The organism is Kitasatospora sp. NPDC056800 (assembly GCF_042789775.1).
Taxonomy (GTDB): domain Bacteria; phylum Actinomycetota; class Actinomycetes; order Streptomycetales; family Streptomycetaceae; genus Kitasatospora.
In genome coordinates this window covers 22,541-39,128 of sequence record NZ_JBHUAL010000033.1, presented here as the reverse complement: position 1 = coordinate 39,128, position 16,588 = coordinate 22,541, and the positions used below count along the sequence as shown (strand labels likewise).

The following is a 16,588-nucleotide window of genomic DNA, read 5'->3' as shown; positions in this document are numbered from 1 at the left end:
CCGCCGAAGGTGTCCTGGCCGCCGAGCACGACAAGCACGACGGCCGCTACCTGGGCCGGCGCCGCCTCTACCTGCGCCGCTTCCTGCGCAACCGGACCGCCGTCGCCGGCGTGGTGATCTTCCTGCTGCTCGTGCTGTTCAGCGCGCTCGGCGGCCTGTTCACCCCGTACGGCTTCGCGGACACCGACTTCTCCGCCCTCACCCAGGCCCCGAGCGCCGAACACTGGTTCGGCACCAACCAGGGCGGCAACGACGTCTACGCCGCCGCCGTGCACGGCCTCCAGCGCTCGCTGGTGATCGCGGTGACCGTGTCCCTGCTGACCGTCGCCCTCGCCGCGGTCGTGGGCGCGGGCGCCGCCTACGTCGGGGGCCGGGTGGAGAAGGCGACCCTCGCCCTCATCCACTTCCTGCTGGTCGTGCCGTCCTTCCTCGTCCTCGCCCTGGTCTCGCACCGGCTGGCGGGCGACTGGCGGGTCCTCATCCTCGTCCTGACGGTGTTCGGCTGGATGTCCACCGCCCGCGTGGTCTGGTCGGTGTCGACGTCCCTGCGCGAGCGCGACTACGTGCGCGCCGCGGAGTACATGGGCGTGCGCCCCCTGCGCATCGTGCTGCGCCACATCATCCCCAACCTGGGCTCCCTGCTCATCGTCAACCTCACCCTGGGCGTGGTCTCCACCGTGCTCAGCGAGACCGCCCTGTCCTTCCTCGGCTTCGGCGTCCAGACCCCCGACGTGTCGCTGGGCACGATGCTCGCCGACGGCGCGGGCACCATCACCAGCGCCCCCTGGCTCTTCGCCTTCCCCGCCGGGCTGACCGTCCTGCTCACCGTCTCGATGACCTTCGTCGGCGACGGCCTGCGCGACGCTTTCGACCCCACGTCCACCACCGGCGCGGCAGGAGCCCGACGATGACCCTCGCACCCGCCCCCCGCACCGGGCCCGCGACCGCTCCCACCGGGTCCACCGACCCCGCCGGGCCCGCACCCGTCCTGTCCGTCCGCGGCCTGAGCGTCTCCTTCCCCTCCGAGGCCGGGCCGGTGGAGGCCGTGCGCGGCGTCGACTTCGACCTGCTGCCCGGGCGCACCCTGGGCATCGTCGGCGAGTCCGGCTCCGGCAAGTCCGCCACCGCCCTCGCCGTCATGGGCCTGCTGCCGCCCACCGCGCGGATCGGCGGCCGGATCCTGCTGGGCGGCCGCGACCTGGCGGCGATGGACGACAAGGAGCTCTCCCGGGTCCGCGGCAAGGACATCGGCATGGTCTTCCAGGACCCGATGTCCGCGCTCACGCCCATCTTCACCGTCGGCCGGCTGCTCTCCGAGGCCCTGCGCGTGCACCGGGAGCTGTCCCGGAAGGACGCCTGGGAGCAGGCGGTGGAACTGCTCGACCTGGTCGGCATCCCCGACCCGCGCGAACGCGCCAAGTCCTTCCCGCACGAGTTCTCCGGCGGCATGCGCCAACGCGTCGTCATCGCCCTGGCCATCGCCAACAAGCCCTCGGTGCTCGTCGCCGACGAGCCCACCACGGCGCTGGACGTCACCGTCCAGGCGCAGATCCTCGACGTGCTGCGCCTGGCCCAGCGCGAGACCGGAGCCAGCCTCGTCCTGATCACCCACGACCTGGGCGTGGTGGCCGGCCACGCCGACGACGTCGCCGTCATGTACGCCGGGCGGATCGTCGAGCACGCGGGCGTCGACGAGCTCTTCCGCCGTCCCACGATGCCCTACACCGCCCGCCTGCTGGCCAGCGTCCCGACCGTGGACAGCGGCGTCCCGCGGCCCCTCGTCCCGGTCGGCGGGGAGCCGCCGTCCCTGGTCGCCCTGCCCGGCGGCTGCCCCTTCGCGCCCCGCTGCGCGGTGGCCGTGGACGTGTGCCGGACCACCGAACCAGGCCTGGCTGCACCGGACTTGACCTCAGCGGACCTGAACGCACCGGCGCCGGCCGGGCGGCCCGGCCGCGCCGCCTGCCACCGCGCCCGGGAGATCGCCGACGGCAGCCTCGACCCGGTCGGGGCGGCCCCTCCCGTGCCGACGGCCGGCCCCGCCGAGCGGACCGCCGGAGAGGTGGTCCTGCGCGTCGAGGACCTGGTCAAGACGTTCCCCGTCACCAAGGGCGCCCTGCTCAAGCGCCGGGTGGGCACCCTGCACGCGGTCAGCCACGTCGGCTTCGAACTGCGCGCGGGCGAAACCCTGGCCCTGGTCGGGGAGTCCGGCAGCGGCAAGACCACCACGCTGCGCGAGGTGCTGCGGCTGCGCGCCCCCGAGGGCGGCCGCATCGAGGTGGCCGGCACCGACGTCGCCACGCTGCGCTCGGCCGCCGAGGTGCGCGAGCTGCGGCGCCACGTGCAGATCGTCCTCCAGGACCCGACGGACGCCCTGGACCCCCGGCTGACCGTCTTCGACCTGCTGGCCGAACCGCTCCAGGCCGCCGGCGCCGACCGCACCGCCGTCCGCTCCCGGGTCACCGAACTCCTGGACCTGGTGGGCCTGGACCGCGCCATGGGCGACCGCTTCCCCGCCGCCCTGTCCGGCGGCCAGCGCCAGCGCGTCGGCATCGCCCGCGCCCTGGCCCGCGAGCCGAGGCTGCTGGTCCTGGACGAGCCGCTGTCCGCCCTGGACGTCTCCGTGCAGGCCGAGATCATCAACCTGCTCGCCCGGCTGAAGCGCGAACTGGGCCTGGCCTACCTCGTGGTGGCGCACGACCTGGCCGTGGTGCGCTACTTCTCCGACCGCGTCGCGGTGATGTACCTCGGACACGTCGTCGAGTCCGGCGCCACCGAGGAGATCTTCGCCCGGCCCCGGCACCCGTACACCCGGGCCCTGCTGTCGGCCGTCCCGGTACCCGACCCGGAGCGCGAGCGCCACCGCGAGCGCATCGTCCTCGCGGGCGAGCAGCCCAGCGCCGCCCGGCTGCCGCAGGGCTGCGTGTTCGTCGACCGCTGCCCGCTCCACCGGGAGGCCGACGAGGCCGTACGCACGCGCTGCCGCACCGAGCGGCCGGCGACCGTCGGCGCCCCGGACGGCTCCGACCACCGGTACGCCTGCCACGCGGTCTGACCCCCGCCCCCCGCTCTTCCCCGTCTCACCGAATCCCACCAAGGACACCCCATGCGTCGGAAGCTCGCCCTGCCCCTCGCGCTCGCCGCGGCCGTCTCGGTCGCCGCCACCGCCTGCTCCTCCTCGTCCCCCTCCGGCGGCTCCACCGGCGCATCCCCCGGGCAGGACGCCAAGAACGCCGCCAAGGTCGCGTCCTCCGTCACCGACTACAACCCCCAGCCGTACGAGAACATCAAGGACGGCGGCACCTACACCACCGCGGGGACCTTCGACGAGCAGGGCAACCCGTTCAACGTCAACGGCACCCTGAACGCGCTGCGGGTCTGGTCCTGGTACAACGCCGACGCCATCACCTACTCGCCCACCGGCGAGGTCCAGTACAACCCGGACTACTACAGCGACGTGAAGGTCTCCGTCGAGGGCGGCGACCAGAAGGTCGTCATCACCCTCAACCCCAAGGCCGTGTTCAACGACGGCACCCCGATCGACTGGCGGGCCATCGAGGCCACCTGGAAGGCCAACAACGGCTCCGACAAGGAGTACGCGGCCTCCTCCACCGACGGCTACGACCGCATCACCTCCGTCACCCGGGGCGCGGACGACAAGCAGGCGGTCATCGCCTTCAAGGGCGTCAACGCCTCCTGGTCCGCGCTGTTCACCACCTTCCTGCACCCCCAGGCCGCCACCGTCGACAACTTCAACAAGGCGTACGTCAAGACCGCCCACCCCGAGTGGGGCACCGGGCCGTACACCGTGGGCACCTGGGACGACCACTCCGGCAACATCACCTTCGTACGCAACCCCACCTGGTGGGGCCGGCCGGGCAAGCTCGACAAGCGCGTCTACGTCAACCTGGAGAGCGCCGCCTCGATCAACGCCTTCAAGAACGGCGAACTCGACTACGCCCCCGTCGGGACGGCGGAGAACCTCAAGCAGGTGAAGACGGTCAAGGACGCCGAGATCCGCAGCGGCGGCAGCCCCTTCGAGTACTCGCTGTACCTCAACACCAAGTCCCCGCTGCTCGGCGACGTCCAGGTCCGCAAGGCCGTGCAGGAGAGCATCGACCGCGCCCAGATAGCGAAGATCCGGTTCCAGGGCCTCGACTACACCGAGCCGCTGCCCGGCTCGTCGGTGCTCTACAGCTTCCAGCAGGGCTACCGCGACAACGTCTCCTCCGTGCTGAAGTACGACCCGGAGCAGGCGCGCAGGACCCTGGACGCGGCCGGCTGGCAGCCCGGGGCCGACGGCATCCGCGCCAAGGACGGCAAGCAGCTCGCGATCGGCTACACCCTGCTCGGCGACGGCCCCATCGAGAAGGCCACCGCCGGCGCGTTCACCGCGATGCTCAAGGCCGTCGGCGTGAAGGTGGACGTCAACAAGGTCTCCGAGAACGACTTCTCCAAGGTCCTCAGCGACCGCCGCTTCGACCTGTTCATCTCCGGCAACCGCTCGACGGACCCCTTCGGCGCCCGGTACCTGTGCGACTTCTACTGCTCCGACCGCGACTCCAACATCACCGGAGCCGGCACCCCCGAACTGGACAAGGAGATCCGCGCCACCGGAGAGATCGCCGACCTCGGCCAGCAGATCGCGGCCGTCAACGAGGTCGAGCAGAAGGCCCTCCAGCAGTACTCCCTGCTGCCGCTCTACAGCGGCCCCTCCACCTACGGCATCCGCAAGGGCCTCGCCAACGTCGGCGCCGCCATCTTCTACAGCCCGCTGCCCGAGACCGTCGGCTGGCAGAAGTAGCAGTACCGCCGGCGCCCGGGGGCGGTCGGCTCCCCGGACCGTCGGGGGACGCACGGCGCACGTCGGACGTGCGCTCGCCGAAGGGCGGCTCCGCGGGCCGCCCTTCGGTGGAGCATCACCCGGTCCGGCCGCCGGTGGTGGTCCCGGCGTGCCGGTGGAGGGCGTCCAGGAGCGTGATCTGACGATTCGTCAGTTTGCCGTCGGTGCGGGCCTTGTCCTGTTTGCGCAGCCAGGTGCCGGGGCGGAAGGCCGGGTCGGCCTCGCCGCCGGTGCGGTTCACCGGGCCGTCGAGGGCTCCGCCGGCGGCGAGGTAGGCGAGCAGGCGGCGGTAGGAGCGGTTCCAGTCCGGCTCCAGGCGCCACAGCTCGTCCAGCGCGTCCAGCTTCGCCGCCTGGTCGCCGGTGAGGTTGTCGGCCTTGCGCTGGCGGCGCATCCACGCGCCCACCGCGTAGTCGTCCAGCTTCGCGGTCGCCGGGATGGCGAGGTGGCCGTGCCGACGGTGGAACGCGGCGGCGTACGCGGCGCCGCGTTCCCAGGCGTTGGCGTTCTTCGACCAGATCATGCCGAGCGCGTCCAGCTCGCTGACCCGGGCGGCATCGAGCAGGCCCTGACCGTGGAGATGGCGCTGGCGGACGAGCCAGGAGATCAGCTCGGCGTGCCTCGTCCTGTCGACGGGGTCGAGGTGGCCGTGCCCGGTGTGGAACCCGGCGGCGACGGCGTGCATCCGCTGCCACTCGACCGCGCGCGGGTTGAACGCGCGCAGCTTGACGGTCTGGAGGATGCGCGCGGCGTGCCGACGGGCGTCGACCTTCAGCCACTCGACCGGCGCCACCGGCTGCTGATCGCCGTGCCCGCCCTCTGGGGTCTTGGCCGCGGTAGTGTGCGCGGTGCCCTGGGAGCGGTGGGCGCGCAGCTCGGTGATCCGGCCGACCACCCGGGCGTCGTGCGCCGCGAGAGCGCGCAGGACCCGCCAGATCGTACGGAAGCTGGACGCCTCGATCTCGGTATCGGCCTCCGCCTTCACGGCCTCGCCGGCGTCGTGGACCTCGGCCGGGTGCGCGGTGACGGTGTCGTCGCCGACCTGAGGCGTCGGCAGGTAGACCGGGATGACGATCCACGAGACCTTGCCCTGCCGGTAGGACTGGCGCAGGGCGCGGCCCACGGCCTGGACGATGTCGATGACCGAGCTCTTGGGGTCGGCGAAGCAGACGGCGTCCACCGCGGCGACGTCGATGCCCTCGGTCAGCAGCCGGCTGTTGCAGAGGATGCCGCACTCCTCGCCGTCCTCGCCGATGTGGGCCTTGAACTCGGCGAACGCGGCCCGGCGGTCGCGCAGGCGATCCGTGCCGGCCACCGCCTTCGCCCAGATCCGCTCCGGGCGCTCCGCGTCCTCCAGCAGCCGGGAGGCGTCCGGCAGGGTGTCCGCGAACTCCCGCGCCGCGCTGACCCGGGAGTGGAACGTGATGACCCGCCGCAGGTCGAGGTCGGCGACGGCGCGCAGCACGGCGATCTGCAGGGCCAGCCGCAGCAGTTCCTCGTTGGAGCGCTGGGTGCGCAGGTCGGCGACGGCGGGGAGGCGGAGCAGTTCACGCAGGTCCTCGTCGGTGACGACGGGGACCAGGACGCGGTAGTCGGCGAGGTAGCCGTGCTCGATGCCCTGGCCGAGGGTCCAGGTGAAGACGGTCCGGCCGTAGATGCTCTCGTCGTCCATGGAGCACAGCGCGGGCAGGGCCTGGCCGTCGGCTTCGGCGAGGTCGGCCAGGCCGTCCTTCGCGCGCCGGTCGTCGGCGATGCGCGGGGTCGCGGTGAAGTAGAGCCGCCGGGTGGCGAGGACCTGGGCGTCGTCGTGGACCGCCGCCCACGCCTTGCTCTCGGCGCCGGCGGTCCGGTGCGCCTCGTCGATGACGACCAGGTCCCAGGCGGGCAGGCCGAACTCGCGGTGGGCCTGGACGATCCGCTCCAGCGAGGCGTAGGTCGCGTACACGGTCACCGGCTGGTCGTCGGGGGCGCCGGCGACGAGATCGGTGATCCGGGCGGCCTGGGTGGTCATCCGGGCATGGACACGGCCGCCGGCCTCCGCGCTCTCCAGCGCCTCCCCCCGTGAACAGGCCGCCACCGCCAGGCCGCGGCGTCCGCCTCGCAGGGACCAGGCCTCGGCGGTCTGCTCCAGCAGCTCGATCGTCGGCACCAGCACCAGGACCCGGCCCCTCGCCGCCAGGCGCCGGGCGCAGCCGGCGGCGATCAGGGTCTTCCCGGAGCCGGTCGCCGCGACGACCGTCGCGCGGCCGCCGTCCTTCACCTCGCGCACGGCGGCCGCGACGGCGTCCTTCTGGAACCCGTGCAGCGGCAGCGGGTTCGCGGCCGTGTCGACCGGCTGCGCCGGGAGCGGCGTCCGGGCCGGCGCGTCCTGCTCGGCGGTGGCGGTGGTGCTCTCCACGACGCGGGTGTCTCCTTCGCATACTGGGTGCCGGGTGCTGGGGGGTCAGTGCTCGTCGGGGTAGGCGTAGCGGTGGAGGGCGTCGATCAGGCCTTCGACCAGGTCGCCGAACGGCGTGGTCCGCCAGTCTCCGTCGAAGCCGCCCTCTGCCAGGAGGATGTCGGCGAGTCGGTCGGTCAGCTCCTGGGCGTCCTCCTCGCTCGGCGGGGTGGCCGGGTCGAGGGCCACCCCGCGGGCCTCGGCGGCGCGGCGCAGCACGGTGAGCTTCTCGTCGGAGCCGGCGAACCATGCGGGGCGGTGGGGGTCCGGTGCGGTGTGCCGGTCCGGATGTCCTGCGCTCACCGGTTCTCCCCGGGGATCCAGCCGCGGACTTCGAGGTACTGGATGTCGGCGTCGGCGATGGCGCGGCCGGTCTCCACCAGCCAGGCCTTCATGGCCTCGGTGACGTCGCCGTGGTGGTCGGCGACGCGCCGGGACCACTCGGCGGCGTCGAAGCCCCCGGTGCCGGCGGAGCCGTAGGTGCGCTCCTCGGTGCCGTCCGCGCGGGGGACGAACCCGCGCCGGATGCCGCCGGAGTCCTGCTCCGAGCCCGCCGAGTACACGTACTGGTCGGCCTTCATCCGGACGGTGAAGGCGAGGCGGCCGCCGGCCCGGCCGGTCTCGTGCACCACGGGTGCGAGGTGGGAGGCGCCGGACCTGATGGCCTGTCTCCCGGCGCGGCCGGCCATCGACCCGCCGGCCTCGCCGACCGTGTCCTTGCCCCGGACCCGGGCCTTCTGGCCGGTCCTGGTGCGGCGGCGGCTGGTGTTCGCCTCCGCGATCCCGGACAGCGTCTCCTCGTCGCGCTCGCCGCCGCGGACCGCCCGGACCAGCTGGCGCAGCGCTCCCACCATGCTCGCGCCCTTGCCCTTGGTGAAGAACTGGGAGACGAGGGAGGCGTCGCGGCCGAGCATCGTGGCGATCTGGCGCTTGGTGTAGCCGTGGTCGATGAGCTGCTGGGTCAGCCGCGCGGCCTCGTTGGGCTGGTTCGGGTCGGCCGGGCTCACCGGGTCTCCTCTGCGGCGAGTTCGGCGCGGCCCAGGCCGCGCAGCTTCAGGTACTGCTCCTGGCTGGTGGGGTGCTCGACGGGGCCGGTGAGGTGGCCCTTGAGGAGGTAGTCGCCGGGCTCGCCGCGGTAGGGCCAGGGCTGGCGCTCGGTCAGGGCGATGCCGTCGGTGCCGAAGTAGACGACGGTGCCGGGCTTCGCGTGCAGGGCGCCGGCGTGGCCGATGACCTCCTTGCCCTGGCGGTACCTCATGTCCAGCAGCGCCGCCCGCGCCCCCGACCACACGTAGGCCGCCCACTCGGGGTGGGCGTACGGGTCGCGGGAGAAGCCGGCCTGCCGCTGCCAGGTCACCACCTGGTCGTCCCGGCCGAGGATCTCGACCCCGGCGGGCAGGGTCTCACCGACCGGGGTGGTGCCGGAGACCAGTCGCGGGCGCTGGGCGAAGCCCCCGAGGCCGAACAGCAGCACCGCGCGGACGGCGCGGGAGGCGAGGTAGGCGGCGGTGCGCTGGCGGTCGTCGCCGTGCATGCGGGAGAGGTTGGTCAGGTCCGCCCACGCCGACTTGAGGCGCTTGCCCCACTCATCCAAGGGCTTGCCGTCCTCGAACAGCAGCCCGCCGAGGATCTCGACCTTCCACGGCATCAGGTGGTTCGACAGCGCCAGGTGGACCTCGGCGCCGCCCGCCCAGGTGGTGAACGTGGTGCCGGGCTCGGACGGGTAGACCCAGGCGCGGTCACCGGTCACCGGCGCGGGCAGCAGGCCGACGTGGTTCCAGCCCTGCGGGACGGTGACCTTGACGTTCCAGTGCGAGCAGGACATCAGCGCCTTGACCTGCTCTGCCCCGGTCATCGCGGCGAACGCGGCGGCGGTGATGCGGCGCGGGGTGCCGACCGGGGACTTCCACAGGTGCTTGGCGTAGGCGAAGGTGCGGTCGTACTCCACCAGGGCGGGCAGCTGCTCCGGCACGCGCGGGGGCAGGACCAGCTCGGTGCGGCCCTGGCCGCCGGTCGCGTGCAGCAGGCCGCGCAGCTCCTCGGACAGGACCGGGTAGCCGCCGGCCCACTTGCCGGTGGCCGGGACGGTGCGCGACCACAGGTCCCGGCCGGTCTGCGACGGCGAGCCCATGAGGACCGCGTCGTCCCAGTGGCGGCGCAGCGCCTGCCACAGCAGGGTGAACGCCTGACGGCAGGTGACGACGTCGGCGCCGTCCGGGTCGAACCACTCCCCCATGCTGCGGATCTCGGTGGTGCCGCTGTCCGGGGCCGCGGTGGGGGCGTAGCGGCCGACGGGCTGGCGCTGGTGGACGAAGTGGCCGGCGAGCTTGTCGCGGCCGGAGCCGACGGCGGTGGTCCACCGCTCGGACGGGGTGTTCAGCCAGGCGGCGACCGCGTCCTTGAGCGTGCTGTAGCGCTCGGCGCCGTCGTGCCAGGGGGCGCCGGCGGTGATGTAGACGCGCTCGGTGCCGGGCGCGGTCGCCAGGACGGCGTCCAGGATCTCCCCGGGGGTGCGGGCACCGAGGTCGACCCGGACGACCTGGTCGCGGACCGCGAGCATCCCGGCGGCCGCGTCCAGGAACACCGTGGAGCGGGCCTGCTGTGTGAAGTTCGGGCGCTTGGAGAGCAGGCCGATCGTCACGGCCTCGAACCGGGCGCCTGCCGGGCCCTCGGGGAGGGTGGGCAGCTCGCGCGGGCCGGCCTCGGCCACCGGATGCACCGGGGCAGCTGGGACGACCGGCGCGGCGACGGCCGGGGTCGGCTGCTCGGCCGGGGCCTCGGCCGGGGCCGGCTGTTCGAGTACGGCGGCGGGGCGGGTCAGCGCCGGGGCGACGGCGGCGGGTGGCTCGGCAACCGGCGCCGGATCTGCCACTTCCTCCGCTTCCGCCACTTCCGCGACGGGCACCGGGGCGGGCGCGGCGGCGCGGACGGCGGCCGGGGTCGGGTCCAGCAGCGGGGCGATCCGCACGACGTCGCCGACCGACAGGCCCGCGGCCTTCGCGATGGCGTCGGCCTTCGCGCCCTCGTACCCCGCCAGCCCGGCCACCCGTCGCGAACGCTGGGCGGCGAGCCTGTCCAGCTCCTTCCGCGCGGCCGCGACCTGCTTCTCGGCGGCCGCGATCCCGGCGCGCAGCTCGCGCAGACCGGCGAGCTCGGCGGTGTACGTCTTGCGGTCCATCAGGCGCCGCCTTCCGCGGTGACGGTCGCGGTGGCGAGCTCCGCCGTCTCCCGGTCGATGCGGGCCAGGGCGGCCTTGAAGACGGGGACCAGGTCCTCGTTCATGACGTAGCCCGTCGTGCGCTGGTAGGAGGGGTTCTCGGGGTCGTACTGCGCCTCGACGGGCTGCGGCATCCCGACGGGCCAACGCTTCTTGGCGGCACCCCGGTTGACGGCCTTGGTGATCGCACCGGACCGACCGCGCAGGGACTCCGACCCGTCGGGGCCGCGCAGGTGGCCGGAGGCGACCCAGCCCTCGCCTTCGGCGGCGAGGCGGATGATCTGCACGGCGGTGGCCGGCAGGTCCCGCAGGAGTTGCGCGGCCCTGGTGACGGTCCACTGCGCGTCCTGGAGCACCGGCGCCGCCCCGTGCCTGCCCAGCAGCGCGAAGAGCTCACGCGCCAGGTCCTCGGACACGCCCTCCAGGACGAGTCTCATGTGAACCCCCTCATAGTCCCATGGTGTCGGCTAACTCCACATAGGGTAGCGCTGGGGCGCTTCCCGGCAGCGGGCGACCGGGCAGGTGGCCGCCGGCGAGCCGGGCCGGCCCGGCGAGGGCAGGGGCGAGCGGCGCCGCGGCCGACTCGGCTGCGGCGCCACCTCCGTGGGCGTGGTTGCCGTGCTACTCCGCCGGCGCGCACCAGGCGGCGACGAGATCGTGGAAGCGCGGGAAGCGGGGGCCCGGGACGGTCTCACCGCTGACCGTCTCGCCGTTGAGCCAGCAGATGTCGAAGACGTCGGCCTCGGTGTCGAGCAGGCAGCACACACCACCGGTGGCGGCGGTGAGGTCGGTGAACACCTTCCTGACGCTCGCGGACCGCGCGAACATCCGGCTCATGCCGGAGGTGGCCGCGGTGAACTGCAGCGACGCGAAGTCCGGGTGCCACGCGGGCGAGAACCTGACGGACAGGTAGACGTACCCGACCGACACCCGTCCCCGCTCGTCGACCCGGTCGAAATCGTCGAGGAAGAACTCGCGCACCGCGTCGTCGACACCGATGGCGATCGAGGTGTCCAGTTCGAGCGTGCCGCCTGCCGAGCAGTCGACGGGTTCGCTCCTGAACTTCGAGGTGAACGGCACGGTCAGCTGCTCGCCGCCAGGCAGGGTCACCGGAAGCGGTGGTGTGTCGCGGGCTTGGGGTGCGAGCTCGGCCAGCCGGTTCAGTGCCCTTGCGACGTTCCGAGGAGGCGTGAAGATCTCGTAGCTGTAGTCCAGCCCCATGACGCCCCGTCTCCCCTGTCCTGAACCGGCATCCTTTCACGGCACGGACCGGTCGCCCAGGCGATTCCTGGGGCGGCCGGCTTCGTGGCCAACCGACACGATGCGCCGACCAGTGGATTGTCCGTTCCGGTTACAGCCTGGTTCCCGCTCCGTCGTAGATCGTTTCCCAGCCGGATGGTCCATGGTGTTCCTGTGCGTGGTGTTCGAGGACTGATGGCCCGCACCTCAACAAGGGGGGCGGGCCGTCATGCGGACCGGAGCGCTCACGTCCTTGCGAGCCACCTGGCGGCGCACCCGGCGTCCACGGCCGGTTCTCAGGGGCGCCTGGAATCCTGGCACTTGAGCACGGCGGGCGGGGTGGCGCCGTCGTCGAGGCAGATCCTGACGGTGGAGGCACCGCCGGCAACATCCGCGGGGATTGCGGCGTTGTAGTTCTCGCTTGCGCCGCAGACGACGCCGGTGTGAATGCTGCCCAGTTCGCCGCCGGAGGCGGAGTAGCTCGTCGCCGTGGTGTCCCGACAGCCGGCCGAGTCCTCGGACTTGCCTTGCCCGCTCAGGCCGACCGAGCGGTTGTACCAGGTCAGGGTGCCCTTCGTGGAGGTGTTTCCGTAGATGATGTCGAAGTCGGTGGTCGGGAAGGCGGCAGGAGGCGCGGCGGCGGGCGACGACCGGCGGGCCTCGTCCGCCCCGCCGGTCGTCGCCGTCGGGGCGAGCAGGCGGTGGACCAGCAGCCCGCCCGCGACCACCCCGGCCAGGGCCGCCGTCGCCACCGCCACCCAGGCGACCCGGTGCCGGCTCCGGCCCGCCGCCGGGGCCGCCGACGGCTCCCCGGCCCCGGCGGCCACCACCGCCTCACCCACGGCCGCTCCTGCCGCCACCGCGACCGCCGCCACCGGCACCGGGGCCGCCACTTTGGCGGATGCCGCCCCCGCCCGCAGCTCCTCGTCCACCCGCGCGCGCAGGGCGAGCGCCTGGTCGAGGTCCCCCTCCGCCAGCCGGTAACAGGACCAGAGCGCGCGGACTGCCGCCTCCGGCGCCGGGTGCCGGCCGTCCGGGCTCTCGTAGCGGGAGACGGTGGTCTGGGCGATGTTGAGCCGTCGGGCCACCGTCTTCTGCGGCAGTTCCCCCGCGCGGGCCCGCCACTCGCGCAGCGTCCGCGCCAGCTCCACCCGCGCCGACGGCCCGGCCCCGACGCCCTCTGCCTCCGGCCCGGTGACTCCCCTGTCCGGCATCCGTCCGCTCCCCTCTTCTTCGGCCCGTGCATATCCGCAGCTCGGAGCGCACGCATACCCGACTGCATACGAATGAGTAACCATCTGATCGCGCAGCGTAGGAGTCGGCGGCCCGGCCGTGCAACGCTGACGACCAGCCGGTGAAACCCCCGGCGAATCCCACCCCCCTCCCGTACCCGGGCATTCGTATGCCGCCCCGGGGCACGGGATGCACTCGAAGGAGTCACCGATGTACCCGACCCGTCACCTCACGCTCCCCACCCTCAAGCAGCGCACGGGCCGCGCCGTCGCCCTCGCCGTCCTGACGGCGGCCGCGCTCGCCGGGACCGGCGCGGCGGACGCGCTCGCCCTCCCGGCGACCCCGCCCGCCGCCGGCTCCACCGCCACCGCCGACAGCAGTGCCACCGTCACCGTCACCGGCGGGACCACTGCCGACGCCGGCGCCCTGCGCGAGGGTGCCGCGGCGCCGGCGGCAGCCACCTTGCGGGACCGGATCGCGGCGGCGGCGCGCGGTCAGATCGGGGTCACCGAGAGCGACTCGGCCTGCCAGAAGTACCTCACCGGAAAGGGCCAGACCTGCCGCAACACCTCCTGGTGCGCGGCGTTCGCCGAGTGGACCTGGCGGCACGCCGGGGTGAAGAGCGTCCCGACCACCCTGCTCGGGCGCGGGGTCGGCAAGTGGGGGCAGGAGCACCACCTGTTCCACACCGGCTCGCCGAAGCCCGGCGACCTCATCGTCTACGGCCCGCCGGCCTACGAGCAGGGCGGCCACGTGGGCGTGGTGGTCTCGGTGAACCGTGACGGCACCCTGGACACCGTCGAGGGCAACGTCAGCAACAAGGTGGCCCACCGCCACATCGACCCGCGCACCGCCAAGGGCGGCGTCAAGAAGTGGAAGATCTCCGGCTACGTGACCCCGCCCGGCGCCTGATCCCCACCTCCGCGTCCCGGCCCGGGGCCGCGTCCTCCGTGGGGTGGAGGGGCGGCCCCGGGCCGGGGGGTTCGCGGGCGGTGCGGCTGGGGCCGGGGACCCGGGCCCGGTCACGGTGTACGCCCTGGCGACCAAGCCGTGGCGTTCCGGGGGCAGTTGTCGATCCCTGCTCTCCGGTTCGACGCGGGGCCGCGCACCTTGGCGGACGTCCGGGGGGCGTGCCCGGTACTGGAACTCCCGGTCGCGCGGGCCGTCTTGGGCACGGTCGGCATATCGGGGCGAGGTGGTGGACAGCTTTACTCCCGTACCACCCTCATGTGCCTGCCCGGCCGTCACTCTGCTGTCGGGCGGGTCCCCCACCCTGATGATGCGGAGACCACATGGCTCGACGACGTTCCTTGCCCCGGCTCGGCCTGGCCGTCCCGGTCGCGCTGGCGCTGACCGCCTCGCTCGGCTTCCTTCCCGCCTCGGCCTCGGCGGCGCCCCGAATACCGTCCGCCGCACAGGCCGAGGACGCGCACACCCTGTCGTACGTCGTCAACACCAGGACCGACCACCGCACGATCGCCGAGGTGCAGCGGGCCATCACCGCGGCCGGCGGCACCGTCGTCGTCACGTACGACGGGATCGGCGTCATCGTCGCCCACTCGGCGGACCCCGGCTTCGGCGGGCGGCTGCGCGCGGTGCGCGGCGTGGAGTCGGCGGGTGCCACGCGGACCGCGCCGCTGAGCGCGGCGGGGACGACCGAGGCGGGTGCCGTGCGGCGCCTGTCCGAGGCCGAGGTGGCGACGATCGCGAAGGCGTCCGGCAGCGGCACCGAACCCCTCGAAGCCGAGCAGTGGGCCCTGCGGGCGATCGGCGCGGACAAGGCCGCGGAGATCAACCCGGGCAGCAGGGACGTCACGGTCGCCGTCATCGACACCGGCGTCGACGACACCCACCCGGACCTCGCCCCGAACTTCTCCCCCTCGCAGTCCGCGAACTGCGCCAGCGGCAAGGCCGACACCACGTACGGCTCCTGGCGGCCGGTGGACGCGAACTACTTCCACGGCACGCACGTGGCGGGCACGATCGCCGCCGCCCGCAACGGCGTCGGCGTCGCGGGCGTGGCACCCGGGGTGAAGGTCTCCGGCATCACCGTCTCCCAGCCCACCCCGCGCCAGCTGATCTACGCCGAGAGCGTCGTCTGCGCCTTCGTGTTCGCCGCCGAACACGGTGTGCAGATCACCAACAACAGCTACTACGTGGACCCGTGGCAGTACAACTGCCTGGACGACCCCGACCAGAAGGCCATCGTCGACGCGGTCAACCGCGCCCAGCTCTACGCGCAGCGCAAGGGCACCCTCAACGTCGCCGGGGCCGGCAACGCCAACCACGACCTGGCCTCCGACGGCTTCACCGACGGCGGCAGCCCCAACGACTCCACCCCGGCGAGCCGGACGGTCGACCCGCACAGGTGCTGGGACCTGCCCGCGCAACTGCCGGGCGTCGTCACGGTCAGCGCGACCGGCGCCAAGGGCGCGAAGGCGTACTACTCCAACTACGGACTCGGCGTGATCGACGTCGCGGCGCCGGGCGGCGACCAGTACCAGGCCTCGGACACACCGTCCAAGGAAGGCGGCATCCTGTCGACGCTGCCGGACAACCAGTACGGCTACGAGCAGGGCACCTCCATGGCCACTCCCCACGCCTCCGGTGTGGCCGCGCTGCTGAAGTCCGCCCATCCGGAGGCGACCCCGGCCCAGTTGCAGGCACTGCTCAAGGCCCAGGCGGACAACCCGGGCTGCCCGGCCGGTCCGAACGGCGACGGCGCCGCGGACCCCGTCTGCGCGGGCGGCAAGCGCGTCAACGGCTTCTACGGCTTCGGCATCGTCAACGCGCTGCGCGCGGTCAAGTAGCCGGCGCCGCACCCGTCCCGTGCCCGAACGCGCTGACGCCCCCGGCTGTCCAGGCCGGGGGCGTCGGCGTTCGCGGCACGCCGGGTGCGCGCCACGCCCCACAGGTCGGGCGGTAGGCCCCGGGACCTTTCGGGCGGGTGCGGGCATTGAACGTCAACTACGCTGCTGTCACCATCAGTTGGCCGATGTAGGACCGGTCCGCCGAGCGGGCGCGGATACGGGGAGGGAGGCGGCGAGGGTGCGGACGGCAACACGGATCGCGGCGGGGGTACTAGCGGTGGCGCTCCTCGCCGGAGCGGCGGCGCTGACCTGGACGCTGGCCGCGGAGCGGATGAGCGCGGCCCTGGGGTTGGGCCCGCCGGACGGCGTCGTCGTGGTGGAGGACTGCTACGAGGTGTCCGACAGCGAGGGCTACAACGACGGCATCGACTGCAAGGGCCGCTTCACCCCCGCCGGCGGCGGCGCGGACCAGGCCCGGCCCATCGTGGTACAGGACACGAGCGGAAAACACCGGGCCGGCACCCGGCTGCCGGTACGGCTGGCCAAGGGCGTGGCCCACGAACCGTCGGCGTCACCCGCCATCAAGTACGGCATCGCCGCCGCCATGATCCTCGTCCTGGGCACCGTGTCGGCCGGCTGGCTGCTGACGACCGCCTGGCGCGGCCACGCCCCGGAGGGCAGCATCCTGCTCACCAGCGCCGGCGTCGGGCTCATGGCCGTAACGGTCCTGGGTATCGCCGCCGGCCTGCTCGCCGGAATCGTCGCCCTGTTCCTCTGAGCCGGATCGGCAGCCCGTCATGCGGCAACCGCTC

At 73.5% G+C, this 16,588-nt stretch carries 13 protein-coding genes; 6 read left to right on the top strand and 7 right to left on the bottom strand.

Annotated elements, in window-relative coordinates; all coding sequences use genetic code 11:
* Positions 1-50 precede the first annotated feature (50 nt).
* Genes ACFRQN_RS10710 through ACFRQN_RS10700 form a run of 3 tightly spaced genes read left to right on the top strand, consistent with a single transcriptional unit; the run spans position 51 to position 4,801 of the window.
* Complete coding sequence (locus ACFRQN_RS10710) at positions 51-911, top strand: ABC transporter permease (protein ID WP_079272897.1); 861 nt, start codon at positions 51-53, stop codon at positions 909-911.
* A complete protein-coding gene (locus ACFRQN_RS10705; protein WP_380739738.1) occupies positions 908-3,052 on the top strand; it encodes a dipeptide ABC transporter ATP-binding protein in 2,145 nt (714 codons plus the stop codon). The genes ACFRQN_RS10710 and ACFRQN_RS10705 overlap by 4 nt, the downstream gene beginning before the upstream one ends.
* Positions 3,053-3,103: 51 nt before the next feature.
* A complete protein-coding gene (locus ACFRQN_RS10700; protein ID WP_198959512.1) occupies positions 3,104-4,801 on the top strand; it encodes an ABC transporter family substrate-binding protein in 1,698 nt (565 codons plus the stop codon).
* A gap of 115 nt (positions 4,802-4,916) precedes the next feature.
* Here the strand turns inward: ACFRQN_RS10700 and ACFRQN_RS10695 are convergent, their stop codons facing one another.
* The 7 genes from ACFRQN_RS10695 to ACFRQN_RS10665 form a co-directional block, all read right to left on the bottom strand.
* A complete protein-coding gene (locus tag ACFRQN_RS10695; RefSeq protein ID WP_380739735.1) occupies positions 4,917-7,238 on the bottom strand; it encodes a Helicase associated domain protein in 2,322 nt (773 codons plus the stop codon).
* A gap of 45 nt (positions 7,239-7,283) precedes the next feature.
* Complete coding sequence (locus ACFRQN_RS10690; protein ID WP_074006120.1) at positions 7,284-7,580, bottom strand: hypothetical protein; 297 nt, start codon at positions 7,578-7,580, stop codon at positions 7,284-7,286.
* Positions 7,577-8,284: a helix-turn-helix domain containing protein gene (locus ACFRQN_RS10685; RefSeq protein WP_380739733.1), complete on the bottom strand. Its 708-nt coding sequence runs from the start codon at positions 8,282-8,284 to the stop codon at positions 7,577-7,579. Before ACFRQN_RS10685 ends, ACFRQN_RS10690 begins: the two co-directional genes overlap by 4 nt.
* A complete protein-coding gene (locus tag ACFRQN_RS10680; RefSeq protein WP_380739731.1) occupies positions 8,281-10,455 on the bottom strand; it encodes a hypothetical protein in 2,175 nt (724 codons plus the stop codon). Before ACFRQN_RS10680 ends, ACFRQN_RS10685 begins: the two co-directional genes overlap by 4 nt.
* Complete coding sequence (locus ACFRQN_RS10675; protein WP_380739729.1) at positions 10,455-10,931, bottom strand: hypothetical protein; 477 nt, start codon at positions 10,929-10,931, stop codon at positions 10,455-10,457. Before ACFRQN_RS10675 ends, ACFRQN_RS10680 begins: the two co-directional genes overlap by 1 nt.
* A 184-nt stretch (positions 10,932-11,115) precedes the next feature.
* On the bottom strand, positions 11,116-11,715 hold the full coding sequence (locus tag ACFRQN_RS10670) for a hypothetical protein (RefSeq protein WP_380739727.1): 600 nt from the start codon (positions 11,713-11,715) through the stop codon (positions 11,116-11,118).
* Between the two features lie 314 nt (positions 11,716-12,029).
* Positions 12,030-12,947 (bottom strand): helix-turn-helix domain-containing protein, encoded by a 918-nt coding sequence (locus ACFRQN_RS10665; RefSeq protein ID WP_380739725.1) that lies wholly within the window; start codon positions 12,945-12,947, stop codon positions 12,030-12,032.
* Positions 12,948-13,176: 229 nt separating this feature from the next.
* Here ACFRQN_RS10665 and ACFRQN_RS10660 point away from each other — a divergent pair, with 229 nt between their 5' ends.
* From ACFRQN_RS10660 to ACFRQN_RS10650, 3 genes are all read left to right on the top strand, one after another.
* Complete coding sequence (locus ACFRQN_RS10660) at positions 13,177-13,878, top strand: CHAP domain-containing protein (RefSeq protein WP_380739723.1); 702 nt, start codon at positions 13,177-13,179, stop codon at positions 13,876-13,878.
* A gap of 380 nt (positions 13,879-14,258) precedes the next feature.
* Positions 14,259-15,776: a S8 family serine peptidase gene (locus tag ACFRQN_RS10655; protein ID WP_380739721.1), complete on the top strand. Its 1,518-nt coding sequence runs from the start codon at positions 14,259-14,261 to the stop codon at positions 15,774-15,776.
* Between the two features lie 277 nt (positions 15,777-16,053).
* Positions 16,054-16,554 carry a hypothetical protein gene (locus tag ACFRQN_RS10650; protein WP_380739719.1) on the top strand — a complete coding sequence of 167 codons (501 nt, stop codon included), beginning with the start codon at positions 16,054-16,056 and terminating at the stop codon, positions 16,552-16,554.
* Positions 16,555-16,588: the final 34 nt, after the last annotated feature.